This is a genomic window from Streptomyces sp. LARHCF249, assembly GCF_052871255.1.
On sequence record NZ_JBIXJQ010000013.1, the window covers coordinates 54,082 to 76,339 of the forward strand.

Genomic DNA, 22,258 nt, shown 5'->3' on the forward strand with positions numbered 1-22,258 from the left:
CGGCGGGGTTGTCAGTGGCCGCACCTAGACTCGGTGGACAGCACGTCCGTACCGACCGGGGAGAGGGGGCCACGCCGATGACATCGCTCGCACTGCTGCGCCACGCGGCCGTCTTCCTGCCCGCCCCGGTTCCCCGCGAGGGGCGCGTCGTGTTCTGGGCGCCCGACGGGGACGCCCTGCCGGAGGCGGGTACGGCCACGACGCTCAGCGTGGTCCGCCCGCACGGCGACGGGGTCCGCAGCCGGACCGTGCCCGCCGTGGCCCTCTCCGTCACCGCCGCCCTGCCGCTGCTCGCCCAGGCACCGCGCAGCCCCGCCGCACACCCCGCCACCCGCGCCTGGGGCACCGCCGCCACGCAGGCGCTCACGCTGGCCGCCCGCGGCCGGCTGCTCCCCGGGCTCACCCCCGAGGGCGTCGACGCCTGGCGCGCCGGGCCGCTCGAAGCCGCCGATGTCGACCACCTGCGCGCGGTCGCCGCCGCGCTGCCGTACGAGGGGTACGCGACGCCCCTCGCAGGCCGCCGCCCGCTGCATCTGCCCGAACCGGAAGCGCTGGTCCGCGCCTTCCTCGACGCCGTCGCCGACAGCCTGCCCCGCACCCCGGCCGCGGCCGTGGCCGCCGGACGGCCGTTCGCCGCCAGGGAGCCGCAGCACGTGCCCGGGATACGGGACTGGGCCGCGCAGATCGCGGCCGGAGCGGACACCGGCGTCGGGATCTCGCTCCGCCTGGACCTGTCCTCCTTCCGCCTGTTCGACGAGGCCGAACCCGAGGACGTGCGGCGCGCCGGAGCCGCCGTGGTCCAGGTGCACAGCCTCGCCGACCCGACCCTGGTCACCGACGCCGGCCACCTGTGGGCGGGCACGGCCGCCGCCGGATTCGGTCCCCGGGCGCGGATCGACGCCGTGCTCGCGCTGCGCCGGGCCGCGCGGGTGTGGCCGCCGCTGCTGCGCCTGCTCGACCAGCCGGTGCCCGACGCGCTGGCCCTGTCGGACCCGGAGCTCGAAGACCTGCTGGGCATCGCCGCGAACCGGCTGGCGGCCGCGGGAGTCCTGGTCCACTGGCCCCGCGAGCTGGCCCGTACGCTGTCCGCGACCGCCGTCGTACGGTCCACCGCACCCGGCTCCGCCACCGACGGCACCGCCTTCTTCGACGCCGAGCACCTCTTCGCCTTCTCCTGGGAGCTGGCGCTGGGCGGCGACCGGCTCACCCCGGGGGAGATGGACGCCCTCGCGCAGGCCCACCGGCCGGTGGTGCGGCTGCGGGACCAGTGGGTGCGGGTGGATCCGGAGCTGGTGCGCAAGGCGCGCAAGCGGGAACTCGGCCTGCTGGACCCGGTCGACGCGCTGGCGGCCGTTCTGTCGGGGACGGCCGAGGTCGACGGGGAGCCGGTCGAGGCGGTTCCGGTCGGGGCGCTGGCCGCCCTGCGGGAGCGGCTGACGGAGGAGTTGGCCCCGCTGCCCCAGCCGGCCGCGCTCAAGGCCACCCTGCGCGACTACCAGGCCCGCGGCCTGGCCTGGCTGGACCTGATGACCTCCCTCGGCCTCGGCGGCTGCCTCGCCGACGACATGGGCCTGGGCAAGACCGTCACCCTGATCGCGCTGCACCTGCACCGCGACCGCCCCGAGCCGACCCTCGTCATCTGTCCCGCGTCGCTGCTGGGCAACTGGCAGCGGGAGATCGAGAAGTTCGCCCCCGGGACGCCCGTGCGCCGCTTCCACGGCGGCAGCCGCCACCTCACGGACCTCGCCGGGGGCTTCGTCCTCACCACGTACGGGACGATGCGCGCCAGCGCCGCCCTGCTCGCCGAGCAGAGCTGGGGCATGGTCGTCGCCGACGAGGCCCAGCACGTCAAGAACCCGCGTTCGGCGACCGCCAGGGCACTGCGGACGATCCCGGCGCCCGCCCGGGTGGCGCTGACGGGCACCCCGGTGGAGAACAACCTCTCCGAGCTGTGGGCGCTGCTCGACTGGACGACGCCTGGGCTGCTGGGCCCGCTCACCGCCTTCCGGGCCCGCCATGCCCGCCCGGTGGAGCACCAGCAGGAGGAGGACGGGGGCAACGAGGCGGCGGTGGCCCGGCTCGCGGCGCTCGTCCGCCCGTTCCTGCTGCGCCGCAAGAAGTCCGACCCCGGCATCGCGCCCGAGCTGCCGCCGAAGACGGAGACCGACCACCCCGTCTCCCTGACGCGTGAACAGGCCTCGCTGTACCAGGCCGCGGTTCAGGAGGCGATGGCCGTCATCGAGTCGAGCGAGGGCATGGAGCGGCGCGGCATGATCATGAAGCTGCTGGCCTCGCTCAAGCAGATCTGCAACCACCCGGCGCAGTACTTGAAGGAGGCGGAGCCCCGGATCCCGCACCGCTCGGGCAAGCTGGCGCTGCTGGACGAGCTGCTGGACACGATCCTGGCCGAGGGCGGATCGGTGCTGGTCTTCACCCAGTACGTGACGATGGCCCGGCTCATCGAGCGGCACCTCGCGGCCCGGGGGATCTCCCACCAGCTGCTGCACGGCGGGACGCCCGTGCCGCGCCGCGAGGAGCTCGTCGACCGCTTCCAGGCGGGCGAAGTCCCCGTCTTCCTGCTCTCCTTGAAGGCGGCGGGCACCGGCCTGAACCTCACCCGGGCGGGCCACGTCATCCACTACGACCGCTGGTGGAACCCGGCCGTCGAGGAGCAGGCCACCGACCGGGCCTACCGGATCGGGCAGACCCAGCCCGTTCAGGTGCACCGGATCATCGCCGAGGGCACCGTGGAGGACCGGATCGCCGAAATGCTGGAGGCCAAGCGGGCTTTGGCCGATGCCGTCCTCGGCTCCGGCGAGTCGGCGCTGACCGAGCTGACCGACCGGGAGCTGGCCGACCTCGTCTCCCTGCGGAGGCCCGCGTGATCACCGCACGGGACGACCGCCGCCGCACCTTCGAGACCGTGCCCGCCGGGGCCGAGGCGGTCAGCTGGTGGGGCCGGGCCTGGGTGTCGGCACTGGAGGAGGTCTCCCGCGACCCGGCCCGGCTGGCCCGGGGCCGTGCCTACGCCGCCGAGGGCCACGTCGACGCCGTCACCATCACGCCCGGCCGGATCGTGGCGTACGTACGGGGCAGCCGGCCGCGCCCGTACCGCACCGAGCTGATGCTGCCCGCCTTCACGGACACGGAGTGGGACGAGCAGCTCGAGGCGGTCGCGGCCGATCCGGCGGCGCTCGCCGCCCTGCTGGAGCGGGAGGTTCCGCAGTCGCTCGCGGGGACGGTGCTGCCCGGCGCGGGCGAGCTCCTTCCCCGCTGCTCCTGCCCGGACGTCGCGCGTCCGCCGTGCAAGCACGCGGCGGCCCTGTGCTACCGGGCGGCCCGGCTGCTCGACGAGGACCCGTTCGTCCTGCTGCTCCTGCGCGGCCGCGGCGAGCGGGAACTCCTCGACGAGCTGACCCGGCGCAACGCCGCCCACGCCGCGCGCGAACAGCCCGACGCCTCACCCGGCTTCCCCGGCGTCCCCGCCAAGGCGGCGCTCGCCCGCACCAGCCTGCCGCTGCTGCCCGCACCGCTCGCCGCACCCGCCGCCGGCCACCCGCCCGCTTACCCGGCCGACCCGGCGGCCCCGGACCCGCTCGCCCTGGACCAGCTCGCCTCCGACGCCGCGGCCCGCGCCCTCGCCCTCCTCACCACCACCGAGGACCCCATCGCCGGGCTCGGCCTGTGGCAGGACGCCGTCCGGCTGGCCTCCGCGCACCCCACGGCCGGGCTCACCGGAGCCGCCCGTACCCTCTACCGCGAGCTCGCCCGCGCAACCGGCCGCACCACCACCGACCTCGCCCGGGCCGCCGCGGCCTGGCGGCAGGGCGGCCGCCCCGCCCTCGCCGCCCTCGAAGAGCCCTGGGACCCGCCGGCCGGCCCCTTCGACCGCGCCCGCCCGGCGCTCCTCGCCGCCGCCCAGGGCTCCTTCCGCCCCGACCGCAACCGCCTCACGTCCGGCACCCGCCAGCTCCGCCTCGGCCGCGACGCCCTCTGGTACGCCTACGAGTCCCGCCCGGACGACACCGACTGGTGGCCCACGGGCCGCCCCTCCCGGGACCCGGTCACGGCGCTCACGCGGCCGGCGGGCCCCTGAGCGGTTCGAGGAACGGACTCGGACCGGTCGTGCCGGATCCGGAAAATGATCAATCGCCGCGTGTCCGCCGGCGGTAGCTGGTAGAAGCGTCGGAAGAGGCCGCCCCCGTGCCGGGGACGGCCTCTTCCGACCCCTGCCGCGGAGGTAGCCCCCAGATGCACGCCCGCACGGCGCATGCCGACGCCACCCACGGAAGCACCGACACCGGCCTCGAGAAGCTGCGGGCCGTCCTGGGTGGCTGGCGGGAGTCCCTGATCGACCTCGGCGGCCGCAACCGCCTGCTGAACTTCAGGCACACGCGGTCCCTCACCCTGGAGATCACGGAGCCCGGGTTCGCGCCACTGCTCGGCGGGCTGGGCCGGGGCTGGGACTTCGCGCCCGTCCGGGACGAAGCCGGCGAGGACGAGGACGAGGGCGGGGCCGACGGCCTCGTCACCCAGAAGCCGACGCAGGCGGCACTCGACAGTGCCCTGCGGCAGCTGAGGCAGAAGGCGAACCAGACCTACAACGACTTCGGCCTCTGGGTGCTCTGGCTCGGAGTCGGCATGCTCCAGTGGCGCGAGGAGGGGGCGCACGAGACCAGCTCGGCGCCGCTGGTGCTGGTCCCGGTGGAGCTCGTACGCGACCGCACCGGCAGGATCCGGCTGCACAAGGCGGAAGAGCAGGACGCCCTGCACAACCCCGCCCTCGCGGTGAAACTCGCCCAGCTCGGCGTCGACTGGACGGCCGTCGCGGACACCGACTGCCTGGATCCGGACCGGGTGCTCGCCAGGGCGCGGTCCGCGGCAGCGGGACAGGCCGGCTGGGAGGTCCGCGAGAGCGTCGTACTGGCCACTTTCGCCGCGCACAAGGAGGCGATGTACCAGGACCTCAAGGAGAACGAGGCGGCGATCCTCGCCAACCCGCTGATCAGGGCGATCGGTCTCGGCCCGGACTCCGGCCTCCCCGACGACCTCGTCGGCTTCGAACCGCCCGCACTGGACCGCATCGACGAGATCCAGCTGCCGGAGCTGACGCCGCTGGTGCTGGACGCGGACGCCTCGCAGCGCCAGTGCATCGCGGCGGCCATGGCGCACAGGTCGTTCGTCATGAGCGGCCCGCCCGGCACCGGAAAGAGCCAGACGATCACCAACATGATCGCGGCCCTGATGCACTCCGGCCGCACCGTCCTGTTCGTCAGCGAGAAGGCAGCCGCCCTGGACGTCGTACGCAACCGGCTGACGGACGTCGGACTCGGCGACTTCGTGCTCGCCCTGCACAGCGGCGACACCGGCAAGAAGGCGGTCGCCCAGGAGCTGGACCGGGCCCTGACCACCGAGGTACGGGCCTCGGGCGCGGCCGAGCACGAACTCGACCAGGCGCGCCGCCTGCGCGAACAGCTGTCCGCCCACGCGGCGGCCATGAACGAGGAGCGGCACCCGCTCGGCCGCTCACTGCACCGTGTGCTCGGGCGCCTCGCACGGCTCGACCAGGAGGCGGTCCCGCACCTGACCCTCACCCCGGGGGCCGGCGACGTCACCGGAACGCTCAGTGCTGCCGCCCTCGCGGAGGTCCTGGCCGCCGCCCGCTCGGTGGCCAGGTCGTGGCGCCCGCTGGCGGAGGGCGAGGCCTTCGCCTGGCGGGGCCTGCAAGACCCCGAGCGCGCGGGGGGAGGCTCGGCCGCCACGGCCCTGGCCGAAGCGGTCGACGCCGTGCAGTCGCTGCGTACGGTGGCGGAGCGCAGGCCCCTGGTGTCCGCCATGCCGGTCGCACAGACCGTACGGGAGATCAGGCGGCTCGCGGACGAGCTGTCCGCGGCGCTCCCGGACCGGAGTCCGGGCACGGGGAGCGGCACGCCGCTGGAGGACCAGTCCGGCCTCGCCGCGCAGCTCGCGCAGGACTTCGGGCTGGACGAGCCGCGGGACATCGCGGCCGTCCTGGCCTTGCTCGAGCTCGCCGACCTGAGCGAGGCGGTGCACCGGCCGCCGGCCCACTGGTTCGACGCGCGGCAGCTGCGGAAGGCCCACGCGGCGGTCGACGAGATCCGGGCCGCCGTCGCAGTGGCGCACGCGGCCCGCGCGGCGGCGCAGGACATGTTCGGGCCGCAGGTCCTGGAGTGCGCCGAACTGTCCGAGCTGGTCCGCCGGTTCGGGGAGGACCACCAGAAGCTGACGGCCCGGCTGACCGGGCCGTACCGGGCGGACCGGGCCGCGGTCACCGCGCTGACGGTGGGCGGGGCATGGAGCAGGGCGGTCAGGGCGCGGCTCGGCGAGGCGCTCGCCTGGCAGCGGGCACACGAGCGCGTGCGGGGGCTCATCGCTGAGCACGGTGCGCTGCTCGGGCCGTACGTACCGGGCCGGGACAGCGGGTTCGGGCCGGTCGACGGAGCCTTGGCGAACGCGGACCGGATCGCCGGGCTCACGCGGGACGCCCCTCGTCCGCACCGGCTGCCGGAGCTGCTCGCGCACGACGCGGAGCCGCACCACTGCGTCCTTCGGGCCAAGGTGATCCGGGCGGCCGTCGCCGACTGGTGCGACGCGGTGGAACTGCGTACCGAGCGGTGGAGCGCGGCCTCGACGGCCTTCGCGGCGATGTTCGACGACGCGCGCCGGCTCAAGCTGCTTCCCGCGCTGAGCGGCACGACGGCCGATGCGGCCGAGGCCCTCGCGGTACTGGCGCGCGACGCGTCCGGACCGGCGCAGTGGCAGGCGTACCGGAGCGGGGTCTCGATCCTGGCGGCCCGCCGACTCGACGACCTCGTCTCACGCGCCGCGGAGCGGAACATCCCCGCAGAGGTCTTCCCGGCGGTGGTCGAACGCGCGGTGCTCCAGCTGTGGGCCGACACCCTGCTCGCCTCCGACGCACGGCTGCGGACGGCGGGCGCGGCCGAACTGGACGCGCGGGCGGGCAGCTTCCGCGACGCCGACCGCATACTGGTGGCCGCCGCGGCCGGCGCGGTGGTCGCGGCCTGCAACAGCCGCAGGCCGAGGGCGTTCGGCGGGGGCGGCGCGGCCGTCATCCGGCGCGAGGCCGAGAAGAAGGCGCGGCACATGTCCGTACGGGACCTCCTGGGGCGGGCGCGGGAGGTCGTCCAAGCGGTCAAGCCCTGTTTCATGATGAACCCGCTGTCCGTCAGCCAGTACCTGCCGGCTGACTACCGCTTCGACGTGGTGATCTTCGACGAGGCCTCGCAGGTCCGGCCCGGCGACGCGGTCAACTGCGTCTACCGGGGCCGTTCGCTGGTCGTCGCCGGCGATGAGAAGCAGCTCCCGCCGACGGCCTTCTTCGACTCGGCGGTCGGGGACGAGGCAGACGAGTACGACGAGGACGTCCCCGACTCCTTCGAATCCCTGCTGCACGCCTGCAAGGCCGGCGCCATGCGCGAGCTGCCCCTGCGCTGGCACTACCGCAGCCGCCACGAGGACCTGATCACCTTCAGCAACCGGGAGTTCTACAAGAACGGCATGGTGACCTTCCCCGGAGCGGTGGAGAGCGGTTCGGACATCGGCGTCGCGTTCTTCAAGGCCGACGGCGTCTACGACAAGGGCGGCCGCCGCGACAACCGGCGCGAGGCGGAGGAGGTGGCACGGCGCGTACTGCACCACTTCGACACCCGGCCGGGCCGCAGCCTCGGCGTGGTGGCCCTGTCGCAGGCCCAGGCGGGCACGATCGACGAGTGCGTGCAGCAGGCCAGGCTGGCCCGTCCGGACCTCGACCACTGCTTCACCGAGGACCGGCTCGACGGGTTCTTCGTCAAGAACCTGGAATCGGTCCAGGGCGACGAGCGCGACGTCATGATCATGTCGCTCGGCTACGGCCCGGACGAGCGCGGGATCCTCGGTCTGGGCTTCGGCCCCCTCAACAGGGAAGGCGGCTGGCGGCGGCTGAACGTGGCCGTGACCCGTGCGCGCTACCGGGTCGAACTGGTCGCCTCCTTCCACGGCGGGCAGCTCAAGGACAGTGCGAACCCGAGCGTCCAGTACCTCAAGCGCTATCTGGAGTACGCGGAGAACGGGCCCGCGGTCCTGGCCCGGGACGCCGTGGCCGCCGACGCGGAACCGGACAGCCCGTTCGAGGAGTCCGTGCTGGAGGTGCTGCGCGGGTGGGGTTACGAGGTCCAGCCGCAGGTCGGGGTGTCGGGCTACCGCATCGACCTGGGGCTGCGGCATCCGGCGGCGCCGGGATCGTACGCACTCGGCATCGAGTGCGACGGCGCGATGTACCACTCCTCGCGGGCGGCGAGGGACCGGGACCGGCTGCGCCAGCAGGTCCTGGAAGGACTCGGATGGACCCTGTACCGGATCTGGGGGACCGACTGGTACCGCAACCGTGCCGAGGCGGAGGGCCGGCTGAAGGCGGCGGTGGAGGCCGCGACCGCACGCGACCCCTTCGCGCGGGCGGCCGCGCCCGTACCGCCGCCGGTTCCGGTTCCGGTTCCGGCACCGCGCCGCCCGGAACCGGAACGGGTTCGGGTCCGGGGGGACGAGGTGCCCGAGCGCGGCTGGAGCCGCCCGTACGAGGTGGCGGTCGTGCACGTGCCCACGGCGGCGGAACTCCACACCCCGGAGGCCGGCGCTGCGCACGGCGCTGGCCCGGATCGTCGAGGTGGAAGGGCCGATCCACGAGGACCTGTTGGTGCAGCGGGCGCGTGAGGTGTGGGGGGTGAAGAGGGCCGGCAGCCGTATCCGGGACAACGTGCTGCTCGTGCTGCGCGGCCTGGTCCGGCAGGGGGTCCTGGTGTACACCGACGGCTTCGCCGATGTGCGCGGCCGGAGCCTCGTCGGGGCGCGGACGGCGGTGGACGGCTGCAACCGGAAGGTCACCCACGTGGCACCCGTGGAGCGGCAGGCGGTTCTGGCCGAGCTGGCCGCCGAGTGTCCGGGCATGTCCCTCGACGAACTCATGAGGCAGGGGCGCGAGTTCTTCGGCTGGAAGCGGATGGGCGACGACATCCGCGGTGCGCTGGAGTCGGATGTCGCCGCCCTGGTGGCGCTGGGGCGGATGCGGCACGTGGACGGACGGATCAGCGCGTCACGTGGCGGGCCCAACGGCTGAGGGTGGTGAAGTCGCGGTCCCGCAGGCCGTGGCGGGGGTGGATGCGCAGCAGGAGGGCCGGGGTCGGGTGGTGGGCGGCGACCCAGGCGCGGTCGCGGGGGGTGATCATGTCGTCGACCCAGGCGAAGGGGCGGCCCGCCGCCCAGTCGACGAGGGGGCGCGTCTTCCACGAGAGGCCGTCGGGGTCCTTGGCGAAAAGTTCCGGCCATTCGATGACAGGAAGATCACCGGGAAGTCCTATGTGCGGGGAGATCATCGTGTTGGCCTGGTGCGTCCAGGCCGTGGCCCAGGTGAGTTCGAAGGGCAGGGCCAGCAGCCGGCCGCCGTGGGAGGGGTGCAGGCGGACCCGGGCGCCGCGCCGGGCGCTGCGGGATGCCGGGTCCTGGTAGGAGAGCCAGACATCGGGTCGCATCCGGTGGCTCCGGTACCCGCGCAGGCCGGCGAAGGGGGACCGGAAGGGGTTGAGCGGGCCGTCCACGTCGAGGAGGAGCAGCGGGCGATCAGTCATGAAGTACGCACTACCCAGTACACGATGGAGTGAAATGCCTACCGGCTCTATAACCCGAATGGGTTCAGAGCGTTGTCTCCGGTGCGGGACGAATGCCCGCGGACTCCTCCGGAAGGCAGGGAAACTGATGCGTCACAGTCGTCGGAATGGCTTGATCGCGGCGATGGTTGCGGGAGGTGGGCTGGCGGTCGCGGGTGCGGGCGGATTCGCCTACGCCGACGCGGACGCCGGTGGGCGGGCCGAGCGCTCGCCGGGGCTGCTCTCCGGGAACCTGGTGCAGCTGCCGGTGCACGTTCCGGTGAACGTGTGCGGGAACACGGTGAGCGTGGTCGGCGTGCTCAACTCGGCCGCCGGGAACCGCTGCGTCAACGGGGAGCATCCCGAGCCGAGGCCCTCGCACCCGTCGAAACAGGGCGCGGGCAACGGCGGCGGAGCAGTCGCCGATGGACGGGGAAAGGATTCGCCAGGGGTGCTCTCCGGCAACGGACTCCAGCTCCCGGTCGACCTGCCCGTGAACGTCAGCGGCAACGCGGTGAGCATCGTCGGCGTCGGCAACGGCTCCACCGGCAACACCTCGGTCAACGGCGAGGTGCCCACTGGCGGCAAGCCGCCGGTCCAGCCGCCCGCCGTCGACCGGCCGGTGACCCCGCCCGCGCCGCCGCGGCAGACCGAGGCCCTGGCCCACACCGGAACCGACGCCGTCGGCTACCTGCTGCCGGGCGGCGGAGCGCTCCTCCTCGGCGGGGTGCTCCTCTACCGCCGCTTCGGCATGAGCCGCTAGGGGCCGGGCGGTACGGGGCGCCAGCCGTCCAGGACGGCGTCGATCCGTGCGGCCAGCCGGGTCCGGGCCGCGAAGCGCGGGACCCCTGCCATCAGCAGGGCGTCGTACTCGGTGTCGGTGTGCCGCACGGCCGCGCGCACCGCGTACGAGACGGCGAGCTCGTCCAGGGCCCGGCCGGCGGCGCTGCGGCCCACCCGGCCGCTGCCGCGCACCGAGGCGTGCGTGGCTATGGCCACGGCCCGGTCGGCCGGGCAGCCGGGGAACAGCCGTACTATCTCGGCGGCGAAGGCTGCCGTGAACCGGGTGTCCTCGGCGGCGCGGCGCAGCCGGTCGCGCTCCCGGCGCCTGGCCCGCGCCTCGGCGTCCGCGAGGCACGCACGCTCGGCGCGGGCCAGGGCGGCGTCCTCGACGAGGATGCCCTGGCGCTCGTAGCGGCGGCGGCGCCGGTTGAAGCGGACGACGACGGCGGACAGCGAACTGCCCTCGCGGGAGCGCCGGGTGAGCGCCGCGTCCCCGCGCGGGAGGTAGACCAGGTGCCCGAGGTCGGCGCAGTCCAGGCAGCGCGGCACGCCCGCCTCGCGCACGAGGTGCCGCAGCGGCCCCTGTCGGCACTCGGCGCAGTGGATCTGCTTACCGGACTCGAACACCACCAGGCTCATACAGGGGTGATACCGCTTCAGGGGCCTCATATCACCTGCTGGGAAGGGGCGGTTGATGTTTCACCAACTCTTCCTTGATGCCGCGCCGCCCTTCTACGGTGAGCCCGTGGACGGCGGCCGGTCCACCGAGGAGGGCACATGACGGGACAGCAGGCGACGGTTCGGCCGGCAAGGGCACGCATTTCCGCGGTCCCGGCAGGCCGCGAGATCGTCATACCGCCGGGCGGCTGCACCGGCTGGCACTACCACCGGGTGCGGCTGAACGCCGTCGTCCTCGCCGGGACCCTGACCCGGGTCCTGCACGACCGCACGGTCGAGGTGCACCGGGCCGGAACCACCTTCGTGGAGCCCGCGGGCATCGGGCACATCCATCTGGGCCACAACCTGGGCACCGAGCCGGTCGTACTCCACGTGACGCCCTCGCTCCCCGCGGGAACCCCCTTCGCCATACCCACCCCGCCCCCGCCCGGTGTCACACCGGCCGTCTGCCGGGAGCACGCCGCGTGAACCGGCCCCGCCCCGGCGGGCCTCACACCAGCCGGCGTATCTCCCCGCGCACCCGGTAGAACCCGCCCGAGGCCGCGTGCAGCCCGTCCACCACGTACCGGGCGCCGGGCTCCCGTATCCCGCGGGGGAACTGCACGTTCCAGGAGGGCTCGAAGCCTCCCGAGACCACCTGCACCCGCATCCGGCCGCCCTGCTGGACGCACTCCACCACCACACCGCCCGCCGGAGCCGCCGCCACCGAGACGGTGGCGACCGCCGCCGCCGACGCGGCCGGGGTGTACACGGGCAGCGCGGCCGCCGACTTCACGTCCACCGGCGCCGGCACGGAGCCCTGCTGGGCCGCCGCTATCGCCTGCTCGCTCGCGTCCACACAGACCAGCGAGCCGTCCGTGGTGACCAGGTACAGCCGCTCGTCCCGGTACTGCATCGACAGCGCGGACCCGCTGCCCGTGCCCAGCTTCCACAGCCGCCGTCCGTCGGCGTCGAAGCAGTACACCGAGGAGGCCAGGTCGCCGGCGAAGACGTGCTTGCCGTCGGGGGAGGTCGCGCACGAGTACACCGCCGCGTCGCACGGGTAGGAGGCCTCCACCGCGCCGGTCGCCTTCGACAGCCGCTGCACGGTGTTGCGCCCGGTGCCCGCATACACCGCGTGGTCCTCCTGCCAGCCGAACAGCACCGAGCCGTTCGTGGCGGTGTGCCACAACTGCCGCCCCCCGTCCGGGGCGTACGCGGTGACCCCCGTGCTGTGCCCGTGGTAGACCGCGTCCGCGTCCGCCCGGACCATCCAGGCGTTGGAGCCGTCCGAGCGCCGCGACCACTGGAACTCGTCCTCGTGGTCGATGACCGTCAGCCCGCCGGCGCGGTCGGACACGTTCAGCACGCCCTCCCGGATGTCGAGCCAGAAGATGTCCACATCGGCGGCTATGTCGTAGGCCCCGAACGGCACCTTCGACGACAGGTCGTACACCGTGCCGTCGTCACAGCCCGCGTAGATCCAGAACTCGTCCGCCACCAGGCACTTCACCCCGTCCGGCAGGGAGTAGCGGGCCAGCACCTCCCCGCCGTGGCTCAGGGTGTAGACGTCCCCCGCCTGGTTGCCGACCCAGCAGCGGTCCTCGTCCACGTGGATCCCGAAGGCCGAGGAGCCCGTGCGGAACCGCCACAGCACCGGGGCCACGGCCCGCGCCGTCGACGGCGCCGACGTGACCTGGCGGCGGGTCACCGACCGGGCGGCGCGCTGTCCGCGCACCGCCGGCGCGTACCCCTTGCGGACCTTCTCCCCGATCTTCTTGGCGGCCGCCGCCCGGGCCTTGTCCGCCGTCGGGAACGAGGAGCTCTGCAGCTGGCCGTCCGCGCCGATGCGCCCGTACCGCACGGTGACGGCGGTGCCGTCCACCGTGACCTCGTAGAACTTGTGCGCAGCGCCGTCTTCCTGCGACAGCTCCAGATACGTCGTCTCCCGAGCCATGACAGACCCCTCCCCGAAAGCCGGGCCACCGGCTTCTTCTCCGCCGGTGATCCCTCGTCAAAAACGCTACGGCCCACCACTGACAATGGGCTGGTGCAGCTGGAAGCGATCACGTGGCAGCGGATGGCCGAGCGGCTCGCCGGCCACCTCGACGACCCCGACGCCGTCCCCGACACGCCCTCCGGACAGGCCGGTCGGCAGCGCGTGGGCATCGACGGAGCCCCGGCCGCCGAGACCGGTGTCCTGGCCGGGCACCTCGCCGACGCGCTGCGCCTGCGCGGACGGCCGGTCCTGGTGGTGGCGGCCGAGGGCTTCCTGCGGCCGGCCTCCCTGCGCTTCGAGTTCGGCCGCCAGGACGTGGACTCCTACCTCGGCGGCTGGTACGACACGGCCGCGCTCTGGCGGGAGGTCTTCGGCCCGACCGACCCGGGCGGCACCGGCCGGGTGCTGCCGGACCTCTGGGACCCGGTGAGCGACCGGGCGACCCGCAGCCCGTACGCCGAACTCCCGCCCGGCGGTGTGCTGATCGTGCACGGCCCGCTGCTGCTGGGCCACTGGTTCCCCTTCGACCTGAGCGTCCACATCCGGCTCTCCCCGGGCGCGCTCGCCCGCCGCACCGAGGAGTCCGCGCGCTGGACGCTGCCGGCCTTCGCGCGCTACGAGGCCGACACGGACCCGGCCTCGGCCGCCGACGCGGTGGTCCGGGCCGACGACCCCCGCCATCCCGCCTGGACGGGCATCCGTGCGCGGTAGGAGCGCGGGAGCCGCAAGGGCCTCAGGGCCGGCCGCCCAGCCGGGTCACCGCCAGCGCGGCCGCCCGGCAGCCCGCCCGGGCGGCTTCCGCAGGGTCCGCGCCGGCCAGCCGGGCCGCGAGGAAACCGCCGGTGAAGGCGTCCCCCGCGCCCGTGGAGTCCACCGCCCGGGCCGGCTCCGCCGTGACCTCGGCGGTGATCCGGCCCCCCTCGGCCACCAGCGCCCCGGCCGCGCCCCGGGTCACCACCACCAGCGGTATCCGGCGGCTCAGCCGCGCCGCCGCCCGGGCCACTCCGGCCGGCTCCGGCAGGCCGGCCAGCAGCCGGGCCTCGTCCTCGTTGGGCAGCAGCACCCCCGCCCCCGCCACGGCATCGAGGAACCGCTGCGGGCCCAGCACGGCCAGGAACCCGGCCGAGGCGGGGTCCACGCTCACCGGCACACCCCGGGCCCGGGCCGCCCGCAGCGCGACCAGGGCCAGCTCCCGGCTGCTGTCGGCGAAGAACAGGTACCCGGACAGGTGGAGATGGGCCACCCCGTCCAGCAGGGACGGCGTCCAGTCGGCGGGGCACAGCCGCAGCGCGGCCCCGCTGTCGGTCAGGAAGGTCCGCTCCGCGTCCTTGCCGACCAGCGCGACCACCGTCCCGGTCGGCTCCTCCCGGTCGACCACCAGCCGCGGCAGCACCCCCGCGTCCAGCAGCGCCCGCTCGTGCCACCGCGCCGACTCGGTACCCACCCGCGCGAGGAGCCGTACCTCCGCGGCCCCCGTACGGGCCGCCCAGCAGGCCGCGTTGGCCCCGGCGCCGCCCGGCAGGGTCCGGATCCGGGCGGCCGTGTCGGTGGCCGGAGCGAGCGGCTCCGGATGGACCGCCACCACATCGGTGACCACGTCCCCGACCACCAGCAGCGCCCCCGGACCTGCCGGTTCCGCCCGTGTCATGCCCGGGCCGCCCAAGCCCCCGCGATCCTGGCGCCGAGCCGCACGTTGCCCCGTACCGCCGCCAGGTTCGCCTCCAGCGAGGCCCCGCCCGTCGCCCGTACCAGGAACCCCAGCAGGAACGGTGTCACCGCCTGCCCCGTGATCCCCCGCTCACGGCACTCGGCGAGCGCCTCGGCCAGCACCCGGTCGTGCAGCTGCGGATCCAGCTGCTCCGCCTCCGCCACCGGATTGGCCACCAGCAGGCCCGCCTCCGGGCCGCCCAGGGCGTCCTGCGCGGCCATCACCGCGGCGACCTCCTCCGGCCCGTCCACCGTCCAGTCGACCGGTTCGCCGGAATCGGCCAGGTAGAAGCCGGGGAACCGCTGCGTCCGGTACCCGAGCACCCCCACTCCCAGCGTCTCCAGCCGCTGCAGCGTGGCCGGCACGTCCAGGATCGACTTCACCCCCGCGCACACCACCGTGATCCGCGTCCGGGCCAGCAGCGACAGGTCCGCCGACTCGTCCTGCGCCCGCGCCCACTCGCGGTGTACGCCGCCCAGCCCGCCCGTGGCGAACACCCGCAGGCCCGCCCGCGCGGCCAGGAAGGCCGTACCGGACACCGTCGTCGCCCCGGTGGCCCCCGCCGCCAGCGCGGGCGCCAGATCCCGGTGGCCGAGCTTGCGCACCCCCTCGCCGCCGGCGATCCGCTCCAGCTGGGCCTTGTCCAGACCCGCGCGGGCCACGCCGTCGATGACGGCGATCGTCGCCGGAACCGCGCCTTCCGAGCGGACCAGCGCCTCCAGTTCGAGACCCACCGCCAGATTGCGGGGCCGCGGCAGCCCGTGGGCGAGGATCGTCGACTCCAGCGCCACGACGGGCCTGTGCCGGGCGAGCGCCTCGCGTACCTCTTCCGACAGGACGGGTCCGCCGGACAGGGCTGCAGTTGCTGTGTGCTGTGACATGTCCCCATCCATGGCACCGGATTCGCGCCCCCAAACGCGCTCCCGCCCCACCCGTCACAACCTGTCCGAGTAACGCTCCTGCGCGGACGGCGCCGGCAGCGCCGCCGGCCGCTGGACAGGGTGACTCGTCGGCCCCGCCCCCGCTGGACGCTCTGGTCACCCCGCGGGGCCGCCCGGCGGGATTAGGCTCGCGGGCCATGAGCAGCAGTGAGCACCGTGCCCCCGCCTCCTTCGCCGTCTGCGTTCCGGACGTCCCGGACTCCGAACTGGAGGCCGAGGCCCTCGACCCCGGGCAGATCGTCTCCGGCGAGCCGGTGGTGAGCGGCAAGGTGCTCTGGGAGTCGCCCGACGGCCGGCAGGTGCGCGGGATCTGGCAGATCACCCCGGGCGTCGTCACCGACACCGAGGCCGACGAGCTGTTCGTCGTGGTCGGCGGCCGGGCCACCATCGAGGTGGAGGGCGGCGCGACCCTGGAGGTGGGCCCCGGTTCCGCCTGCGTGCTCCGGGAGGGCGACCGGACGACCTGGACCGTGCACGAGACGCTCCGCAAGGCCTACCACATCAGCTGCTGACGCCGCCCTTCGCGGACGTCGCGGAAGCGGGGTGGCGGCGCGCGGTGAACAGCGCGAGCGCCGCCATCGGCAGCAGCAGGCAGGCACCGACGGCGTTCAGCCAGCCGTAGCCCGCCTGGGCCATGACCAACCCGGCGGCCGCGCCGCCCACGCCCGCGGCCGTGTTCATCGTCAGGTCGCTCAGCCCCTGTACGGCGGCCCGCGCGGGCTGCGGCACCGAGTCGGTCAGCAGCGCCGATCCGGACACCATCCCGGCGGACCAGCCGAGGCCGAGCAGGAAGAGGCCCGCCGCGCTCTGGCCGTGGTGCGGCCCGGCCGTGCCGGCGAGCAGCGCGGCGACCGACAGCAGCCCGGCCGCCAGGCCGATCCCGGACAGCCGGCCGAGGCGGTCCGCGAGCCAGCCCATCAGGGGCGAGAAGGCGAACATGCCGGCGATGTGACCGCTGATCACCAGCCCGATGAGCTCCAGGCCCGCGCCGTGGTGGCCCAGGTCCATCGGGGTCATCACCATGATCGAGACCATGGTGGTGTGCGACACGGCCACGGTGACCAGCGCGAGCCGGGCCCGCGGGGAGGCCTTGACGGCGGCGAACCCGGCGCGCAGCGAGCGGCCCTCGCGGGTCTGCTCCTCGGGTGCGGCCAGCGCCCGGGCCGTCAGCAGCGGATCCGGGCGCAGGAGTATCCCGATCAGCGCGGCGGTGAGGAGGAAGACGGCGGCGGCCCACACGAAGGGCCCCGCCGTCTCGGGTATGGAGGTCCCGGCGAAGCTGCGGCTGGCGGGGGCGGACAGGTTGGGGCCGAGCACCGCGCCGATGGTGGACGCCCACACGACGACGGAGATCGAGCGGGCCCGGCGGTCCGGTGCGGCGAGGTCGGCGGCGGCGAACCGGGCCTGGAGGTTGGCCGAGGAGGCGGCGCCGAAGGCGGCCATGCCGAGCATCAGCAGCGGGAAGCTCTCGATCGTCGCGGCGAGGACCACGAGGCCCGCACCGGCGGCGCCGATGAGGTAGGCCAGGACCAGCCCGGGGCGGCGGCCGCGCGCGGTCATCAGGGCGGCGAGCGGCAGGGAGACCAGGGCGGTGCCGATCACGGCGGCGGTGGAGGCGAGGCCGGACAGGGCCTCGGTGCCGCTGACCTCGCTGGCGAGTACGGGGGCCAGGGCGATGCTGATGGGCACGCCGAGCCCGCCGAGCATCTGGCTCGCGATGAGCACCCCGGTGGTGCGCCGCCGCAGCCGGGCCGCATCCGGGAGGCCGGCCGTCGCGGTGGGCCGGTCCGTGCCGGGGGAGGCGGTCATGCCCGGGACCCCCCGCCCGGGTGGGGGTGCGGGGCGCGGCAGGACGCGCTGCGGCCGGGTGCGGCGGCTCGAGTAGTCACCGCGGCAGTGTGCCACCCCTTACCGTGCGGGCGGAACACGGCATCCGTCCCGTTCAGAACAGCGGCTCCGGGAGGACGCCCTCCAGTGCGAGCAGCCGGCGCTTGGTCTCGACCCCGCCGCCGAAGCCGCCGATGCCCCCGTCGTTCTCCACCACCCGGTGGCAGGCCACCACCAGCGGCAGCGGGTTCGACCCCATCGCGTTGCCCACGGCCTGGGCGGCCCCCGGCTGCCCGGCGCGGGCCGCCAGCTCCCCGTACCCGACGACCGCTCCGTACGGCACGGAACGGTCCAGTTCCTGGAGCACCTGCCGGTTGAAACCGGAGCTGAGGCGCCAGTCCAGCGGCAGCTCGAAGCGCCGCAGCGCGCCGGAGAAGTACGCGGCCAGCTGGCGTATGGGCTCGGCCAGCAGCACTTCCCCGCCCGGCGCGGGCCGCCAGGCGTCGGCGCCGAGCCGGGAGACGAGCGTGCCGATCATCGCGTCGACCCGGTCGGGCCCGGCATGGAACTCGACCCGGACCAGACCCTCCGGGGTCGCGGCCAGGAGCAGGGGGCCGACGCCGCTCGCGACGACGGTCCATTCGAGGTGCGGCCCGCGGGGCCGCTCGGTGCTGTCCACGCGTCCACGGTACGGCGCACCGCTGACAGCGACCGCGTTTCAGGCCGGCGTCAGAAGCCGCCGACGGCCTCCCGTACGACGTCCGGGGCGTTGGTGATGATGCCGTCCACGCCCATGGCCCGGACCTTCCGGGCGGTCGTGGCGTCGTCCACGATCCAGGTGTCCACCTCCATGGCCGTGCCGTGGGCTCCGAGCAGCCCGTGCACCGCCGCGACCCACTCGGCCGAGATCGTGGTGTGCCACGGGTTGATCCGGTCGGTGAACTGCGCGTACCGCGGCAGGTCCGCCACCGGCGGGGTGCCCAGGAAGGCCGTCACGAGGTCCGGGCGCAGCTCGTGCACGATGCGTACGCAGTCGGAGCTGAAGCTCTGCACCACCAGGCGCTGCTCCACGTGGCGCTCGTCGAGCCAGCCCGCCTCCTCCAGCACCTTCAGGGTCTGCTGCTCGATCCCGGGGTAGAGCTCGGGCTTCTTGATCTCCAGGAGCAGCCGCTGCTGGTTGCGCTGCACCCGGTCGAGGTATTCCCGCAGGGTGGGCACCCGGGCGCCGGTGTACTCCTGGCCGAACCAGCTGCCCGCGTCGAGCAGGGCGATCTCCGCCGCCGTGAAGTCCTTGACCCTCCACGGCTTGCGGTCCGGGAACAGCTGCTCGACGTCCGTGGTCCGGGACAGGGTGTCGTCGTGGACGACCACCAGCTCGCCGTCCTTGGTGCGCTGCACGTCGTTCTCCACCCAGTCGAAGCCCAGCCGCATGGCCAGGTCGATCGCGTCCAGGGTGTTCTCCGGGGCGTACGCCGAAGCCCCCCGGTGGGCGTACACGACGGGGTTCCCCAGCAGCCCGGCCGGTCCGGGGGCTGGGCCGGGGCCGGTGGCGGCGTACGAGGCCGTCCCGCCCAGCAGGGTGAGGGTGAAGCCCAGGAACGCGGCGGCTGCCGCGGCGGCGGGTCGGACGTACATGTGCGTTCTCCTCGGGTCGTGAGCCCTGTTCCTGCGTCAGACGGGTGCGGAGCGGCAGACGTTGTGGCGGTGCACTTCACGGCGGGGCCTTCACGCGATCATGCGGTTGAAGATCACCGAGCCGCCACCGAACTACGACAAACGGACCAGAACGTGTGAGGCCGGCCCGGCCGGGCGCGCCGCGCTGCCGCGCGCGGATACGTGAGTGTCAGTGGGGGGTCGTACGGTTGACTCATGCGGCCCGTATCGAAGATCGAACGCACGGTGGCGCCTTTCGAGGTCGTCAGCTCCTACCAGCCCAGCGGCGACCAGCCGACGGCCATCGCCGAGCTGGAGAAGCGCATCCGTGCAGGTGAGAAGGATGTCGTCCTGCTGGGCGCGACCGGCACCGGCAAGTCGGCGACCACCGCGTGGATGATCGAAAGGCTCCAGCGCCCCACCCTGGTGATGGCGCCGAACAAGACCCTCGCCGCCCAGCTGGCGAACGAGTTCCGCGAGCTCCTGCCGAACAACGCCGTCGAGTACTTCGTCTCGTACTACGACTACTACCAGCCCGAGGCCTACGTTCCGCAGTCGGACACGTACATCGAGAAGGACTCCTCGATCAACGAGGAGGTGGAGCGGCTGCGCCACTCCGCGACCAACTCGCTGCTGACCCGGCGCGACGTCATCGTCGTCGCGTCCGTGTCCTGCATCTACGGCCTCGGTACCCCGCAGGAGTACGTCGACCGGATGGTCTCCCTCAAGGTGGGCGAGGAGATCGACCGGGACCAGCTGCTGCGCCGCTTCGTCGACATCCAGTACACGCGCAACGACGTGGCCTTCACCCGCGGCACCTTCCGGGTCCGCGGCGACACCATCGAGATCTTCCCGGTGTACGAGGAACTGGCCGTCCGCATCGAGATGTTCGGCGACGAGATCGAGGCCCTCTCCACCCTGCACCCGCTGACCGGCGAGGTCATCAGCGAGGACCGCGAGCTGTACGTCTTCCCCGCCAGCCACTACGTCGCGGGCCCCGAGCGCATGGAGAAGGCGGTCCGCGGCATCGAGGCCGAGCTGGCCACGCGCCTCGCCGAGCTGGAGAAGCAGAACAAGATGCTGGAGGCGCAGCGGCTGCGCATGCGCACCACGTACGACCTGGAGATGATGCGGCAGATCGGGTCCTGCTCCGGCATCGAGAACTACTCGCTGCACATGGACGACCGCGAGCCCGGCTCCGCGCCCAACACCCTCATCGACTACTTCCCGGAGGACTTCCTCCTGGTCATCGACGAGTCGCACGTCACCGTGCCGCAGATCGGCGCCATGTACGAGGGCGACGCCTCGCGCAAGCGGACCCTGGTCGACCACGGCTTCCGGCTGCCGTCGGCCCTCGACAACCGGCCGCTGAAGTGGGAGGAGTTCCAGGAGCGGATCGGCCAGACGGTCTACCTGTCGGCCACCCCCGGCAAGTACGAGCTCTCGCGCGGCGACGGCTTCGTCGAGCAGATCATCCGCCCCACCGGCCTCATCGACCCCGAGGTCGTGGTCAAGCCCACCGAGGGCCAGATCGACGACCTGGTGCACGAGATCCGTCAGCGGGTCGAGAAGGACGAGCGGGTCCTGGTCACCACCCTCACCAAGAAGATGGCCGAGGACCTCACGGACTACTTCCTGGAGCTCGGCATCCAGGTCCGCTACCTGCACAGCGACGTGGACACCCTGCGCCGCATCGAGCTGCTGCGCGAACTGCGCTCCGGCGAGTTCGACGTCCTGGTCGGCATCAACCTGCTGCGCGAGGGGCTCGACCTGCCCGAGGTGTCGCTCGTGGCGATCCTCGACGCCGACAAGCAGGGCTTCCTGCGCTCCGGCACCTCGCTGATCCAGACCATCGGCCGCGCGGCGCGCAACGTCTCCGGCCAGGTCCACATGTACGCGGACAGCATCACCCCGGCCATGGCGCAGGCGATCGACGAGACGAACCGCCGCCGGGAGAAGCAGGTCGCCTACAACACGGCCAACGGCATCGACCCGCAGCCGCTGCGCAAGAAGATCAACGATATCGTCGCCACCATCGCCCGTGAGGAACTGGACACCGAGGAGCTCCTCGGCACCGGGTACCGGCAGGCGAAGGACGGCAAGGGCGCCAAGGCGCCGGTCCCCGCGCTGGGCGGCAGGGCGGCCCCGGCCAAGGCCGGCAAGGGCGCGAAGGGGGCCAAGGCGGGCGCGGTGGTCACCGACCGGCCGGCCGCCGAACTGGCCGGGATCATCGAGGAGATGACCGATCGCATGCGGGCGGCGGCCGCCGAGCTGCAGTTCGAGGTCGCGGCCCGGATCCGGGACGAGGTGGGCGAGCTGAAGAAGGAGCTGCGACAGATGAAGGAAGCGGGCCTCGCCTGACCCGGGGCCTGTCAGTAGGGTTGGGTCTCAGCCGCAGGTACACGCTGCGCTCCCGTTGTTGGGGCGGGCTATGGAGAGGGGACAGCGCGTGACGGTCAACATGACCAAGGGTCAGGCCATCAGTCTGCAGAAGGCGGACGGGGGCACCCTGACCGCGGTCCGGATGGGCCTCGGCTGGCAGGCGGCCAAGCGCCGCGGGCTCTTCGGCTCGCGGACCCGGGAGATCGACCTGGACGCGTCGGCGGTGCTCTTCGCCGACAAGCAGCCGGTGGACGTCGTTTTCTTCCGGCACCTGCAGAGCGACGACGGCTCGGTCCGGCACACCGGTGACAACCTGGTCGGCGGCGTCGGCCAGGGCGGGGACGACGAGGCCATCCTCGTCGACCTGCAGCGCGTGCCGGTGCACATCGACCAGATCGTCTTCACGGTGAACTCCTTCACCGGCCAGACGTTCCAGGAGGTGCAGAACGCGTTCTGCCGCATCGTCGACGAGACAAACGGCCAGGAGCTGGCCCGCTACACCCTCGACGGCGGCGGCCAGTACACCGCGCAGATCATGGCGAAGGTGTCCCGGTCGGGTGCGGGCTGGCAGATGACGGCCATCGGCAACCCGGCCAACGGCCGTACGTTCCAGGACCTGATGCCGGCGATCCTGCCGCACCTGTAAGCGAAG

Annotated in this window: 18 protein-coding genes; 10 read left to right on the forward strand and 8 right to left on the reverse strand. The window is 73.8% G+C overall.

Annotation, left to right across the window (positions count from 1 at the left end; genetic code table 11):
• Positions 1 to 77: 77 nt before the first annotated feature.
• The 4 genes from ACIPUC_RS30750 to ACIPUC_RS30765 all read left to right on the forward strand — a co-directional run bounded on the left by ACIPUC_RS30750 (position 78) and on the right by ACIPUC_RS30765 (position 9,130).
• Positions 78 to 2,885 carry an SNF2-related protein gene (locus tag ACIPUC_RS30750; protein ID WP_446593659.1) on the forward strand — a complete coding sequence of 936 codons (2,808 nt, stop codon included), beginning with the start codon at positions 78 to 80 and terminating at the stop codon, positions 2,883 to 2,885.
• Positions 2,882 to 4,096 carry an SWIM zinc finger family protein gene (locus tag ACIPUC_RS30755; protein ID WP_446593660.1) on the forward strand — a complete coding sequence of 405 codons (1,215 nt, stop codon included), beginning with the start codon at positions 2,882 to 2,884 and terminating at the stop codon, positions 4,094 to 4,096. Before ACIPUC_RS30750 ends, ACIPUC_RS30755 begins: the two co-directional genes overlap by 4 nt.
• 155 nt (positions 4,097 to 4,251) lie before the next feature.
• Positions 4,252 to 8,727 (forward strand): DUF4011 domain-containing protein, encoded by a 4,476-nt coding sequence (locus ACIPUC_RS30760; RefSeq protein WP_446593661.1) that lies wholly within the window; start codon positions 4,252 to 4,254, stop codon positions 8,725 to 8,727.
• On the forward strand, positions 8,681 to 9,130 hold the full coding sequence (locus ACIPUC_RS30765) for a DUF3320 domain-containing protein (RefSeq protein ID WP_446593662.1): 450 nt from the start codon (positions 8,681 to 8,683) through the stop codon (positions 9,128 to 9,130). The genes ACIPUC_RS30760 and ACIPUC_RS30765 overlap by 47 nt, the downstream gene beginning before the upstream one ends.
• On the opposite strand, the gene ACIPUC_RS30770 is transcribed toward ACIPUC_RS30765, so the two are convergent.
• Positions 9,099 to 9,638 carry a hypothetical protein gene (locus tag ACIPUC_RS30770; protein WP_446593663.1) on the reverse strand — a complete coding sequence of 180 codons (540 nt, stop codon included), beginning with the start codon at positions 9,636 to 9,638 and terminating at the stop codon, positions 9,099 to 9,101. The genes ACIPUC_RS30765 and ACIPUC_RS30770 overlap by 32 nt on opposite strands.
• Before the next feature lie 163 nt (positions 9,639 to 9,801).
• Between ACIPUC_RS30770 and ACIPUC_RS30775 the strand changes: the two genes are divergently transcribed.
• Positions 9,802 to 10,419, forward strand: coding sequence for a chaplin (locus tag ACIPUC_RS30775; RefSeq protein WP_446593664.1), 618 nt, complete (start codon positions 9,802 to 9,804; stop codon positions 10,417 to 10,419).
• Here ACIPUC_RS30775 and ACIPUC_RS30780 read toward each other — a convergent pair.
• Positions 10,416 to 11,078: a DUF2293 domain-containing protein gene (locus ACIPUC_RS30780; RefSeq protein WP_446593665.1), complete on the reverse strand. Its 663-nt coding sequence runs from the start codon at positions 11,076 to 11,078 to the stop codon at positions 10,416 to 10,418. The two genes, ACIPUC_RS30775 and ACIPUC_RS30780, sit on opposite strands and share 4 nt — an antisense overlap.
• Before the next feature lie 138 nt (positions 11,079 to 11,216).
• Between ACIPUC_RS30780 and ACIPUC_RS30785 the strand changes: the two genes are divergently transcribed.
• Positions 11,217 to 11,585 carry a cupin domain-containing protein gene (locus tag ACIPUC_RS30785; RefSeq protein ID WP_446593666.1) on the forward strand — a complete coding sequence of 123 codons (369 nt, stop codon included), beginning with the start codon at positions 11,217 to 11,219 and terminating at the stop codon, positions 11,583 to 11,585.
• Positions 11,586 to 11,607: 22 nt separating this feature from the next.
• On the opposite strand, the gene ACIPUC_RS30790 is transcribed toward ACIPUC_RS30785, so the two are convergent.
• Positions 11,608 to 13,053 carry a WGR domain-containing protein gene (locus ACIPUC_RS30790; protein ID WP_446593667.1) on the reverse strand — a complete coding sequence of 482 codons (1,446 nt, stop codon included), beginning with the start codon at positions 13,051 to 13,053 and terminating at the stop codon, positions 11,608 to 11,610.
• Between the two features lie 93 nt (positions 13,054 to 13,146).
• On the opposite strand from ACIPUC_RS30790, the gene ACIPUC_RS30795 reads away from it, so the two are divergent.
• Positions 13,147 to 13,806, forward strand: a complete 660-nt coding sequence (locus ACIPUC_RS30795) for a uridine kinase (RefSeq protein WP_446593668.1) — start codon at positions 13,147 to 13,149, stop codon at positions 13,804 to 13,806.
• 22 nt (positions 13,807 to 13,828) lie between these two features.
• Here ACIPUC_RS30795 and ACIPUC_RS30800 read toward each other — a convergent pair whose 3' ends face one another.
• Both ACIPUC_RS30800 and ACIPUC_RS30805 read right to left on the reverse strand, forming a co-directional pair.
• A complete protein-coding gene (locus ACIPUC_RS30800) occupies positions 13,829 to 14,743 on the reverse strand; it encodes a carbohydrate kinase family protein (RefSeq protein ID WP_446593669.1) in 915 nt (304 codons plus the stop codon).
• Complete coding sequence (locus ACIPUC_RS30805; protein WP_446593670.1) at positions 14,740 to 15,684, reverse strand: pseudouridine-5'-phosphate glycosidase; 945 nt, start codon at positions 15,682 to 15,684, stop codon at positions 14,740 to 14,742. Before ACIPUC_RS30805 ends, ACIPUC_RS30800 begins: the two co-directional genes overlap by 4 nt.
• Positions 15,685 to 15,881: 197 nt before the next feature.
• Here ACIPUC_RS30805 and ACIPUC_RS30810 point away from each other — a divergent pair, with 197 nt between their 5' ends.
• On the forward strand, positions 15,882 to 16,256 hold the full coding sequence (locus ACIPUC_RS30810; protein ID WP_446593671.1) for a cupin domain-containing protein: 375 nt from the start codon (positions 15,882 to 15,884) through the stop codon (positions 16,254 to 16,256).
• Here ACIPUC_RS30810 and ACIPUC_RS30815 read toward each other — a convergent pair.
• The 3 genes from ACIPUC_RS30815 to ACIPUC_RS30825 all read right to left on the reverse strand — a co-directional run bounded on the left by ACIPUC_RS30815 (position 16,246) and on the right by ACIPUC_RS30825 (position 19,206).
• Positions 16,246 to 17,553, reverse strand: a complete 1,308-nt coding sequence (locus tag ACIPUC_RS30815; RefSeq protein ID WP_446593672.1) for an MFS transporter — start codon at positions 17,551 to 17,553, stop codon at positions 16,246 to 16,248. The genes ACIPUC_RS30810 and ACIPUC_RS30815 overlap by 11 nt on opposite strands.
• Positions 17,554 to 17,686: 133 nt before the next feature.
• A complete protein-coding gene (locus tag ACIPUC_RS30820; RefSeq protein WP_446593673.1) occupies positions 17,687 to 18,250 on the reverse strand; it encodes a methylated-DNA--[protein]-cysteine S-methyltransferase in 564 nt (187 codons plus the stop codon).
• A 50-nt stretch (positions 18,251 to 18,300) separates the two neighbouring features.
• Positions 18,301 to 19,206, reverse strand: a complete 906-nt coding sequence (locus ACIPUC_RS30825) for a glycerophosphodiester phosphodiesterase (RefSeq protein WP_446593674.1) — start codon at positions 19,204 to 19,206, stop codon at positions 18,301 to 18,303.
• Positions 19,207 to 19,440: 234 nt separating this feature from the next.
• Between ACIPUC_RS30825 and uvrB the strand changes: the two genes are divergently transcribed.
• Together uvrB and ACIPUC_RS30835 are read left to right on the forward strand one after the other, a co-directional pair.
• Positions 19,441 to 21,585 carry an excinuclease ABC subunit UvrB gene (gene uvrB, locus ACIPUC_RS30830; protein ID WP_446593675.1) on the forward strand — a complete coding sequence of 715 codons (2,145 nt, stop codon included), beginning with the start codon at positions 19,441 to 19,443 and terminating at the stop codon, positions 21,583 to 21,585.
• An 88-nt stretch (positions 21,586 to 21,673) separates the two neighbouring features.
• The gene (locus ACIPUC_RS30835; RefSeq protein ID WP_446593676.1) at positions 21,674 to 22,252 is read left to right on the forward strand and encodes a TerD family protein; all 579 of its coding nucleotides are present in this window, start codon (positions 21,674 to 21,676) and stop codon (positions 22,250 to 22,252) included.
• The last annotated feature ends 6 nt before the right edge of the window (positions 22,253 to 22,258 follow it).

What these genes read in the sequence shown, in the direction of transcription:
- ACIPUC_RS30750 (WP_446593659.1), top strand. Translation starts at nt 78, where the DNA reads ATGACATCGCTCGCACTGCTGCGCCACGCGGCCGTCTTCCTGCCCGCC.
- ACIPUC_RS30760 (WP_446593661.1), top strand. Translation starts at nt 4,252, where the DNA reads ATGCACGCCCGCACGGCGCATGCCGACGCCACCCACGGAAGCACCGAC.
- ACIPUC_RS30770 (WP_446593663.1), bottom strand. Translation starts at nt 9,638, where the DNA reads ATGACTGATCGCCCGCTGCTCCTCCTCGACGTGGACGGCCCGCTCAAC.
- ACIPUC_RS30775 (WP_446593664.1), top strand. Translation starts at nt 9,802, where the DNA reads ATGGTTGCGGGAGGTGGGCTGGCGGTCGCGGGTGCGGGCGGATTCGCC.
- ACIPUC_RS30780 (WP_446593665.1), bottom strand. Translation starts at nt 11,078, where the DNA reads ATGAGCCTGGTGGTGTTCGAGTCCGGTAAGCAGATCCACTGCGCCGAG.
- ACIPUC_RS30785 (WP_446593666.1), top strand. Translation starts at nt 11,217, where the DNA reads ATGACGGGACAGCAGGCGACGGTTCGGCCGGCAAGGGCACGCATTTCC.
- ACIPUC_RS30790 (WP_446593667.1), bottom strand. Translation starts at nt 13,053, where the DNA reads ATGGCTCGGGAGACGACGTATCTGGAGCTGTCGCAGGAAGACGGCGCT.
- ACIPUC_RS30800 (WP_446593669.1), bottom strand. Translation starts at nt 14,743, where the DNA reads ATGACACGGGCGGAACCGGCAGGTCCGGGGGCGCTGCTGGTGGTCGGG.
- ACIPUC_RS30805 (WP_446593670.1), bottom strand. Translation starts at nt 15,684, where the DNA reads ATGTCACAGCACACAGCAACTGCAGCCCTGTCCGGCGGACCCGTCCTG.
- ACIPUC_RS30810 (WP_446593671.1), top strand. Translation starts at nt 15,882, where the DNA reads ATGAGCAGCAGTGAGCACCGTGCCCCCGCCTCCTTCGCCGTCTGCGTT.
- ACIPUC_RS30815 (WP_446593672.1), bottom strand. Translation starts at nt 17,553, where the DNA reads ATGACCGCCTCCCCCGGCACGGACCGGCCCACCGCGACGGCCGGCCTC.
- ACIPUC_RS30825 (WP_446593674.1), bottom strand. Translation starts at nt 19,206, where the DNA reads ATGTACGTCCGACCCGCCGCCGCGGCAGCCGCCGCGTTCCTGGGCTTC.
- uvrB (WP_446593675.1), top strand. Translation starts at nt 19,441, where the DNA reads ATGCGGCCCGTATCGAAGATCGAACGCACGGTGGCGCCTTTCGAGGTC.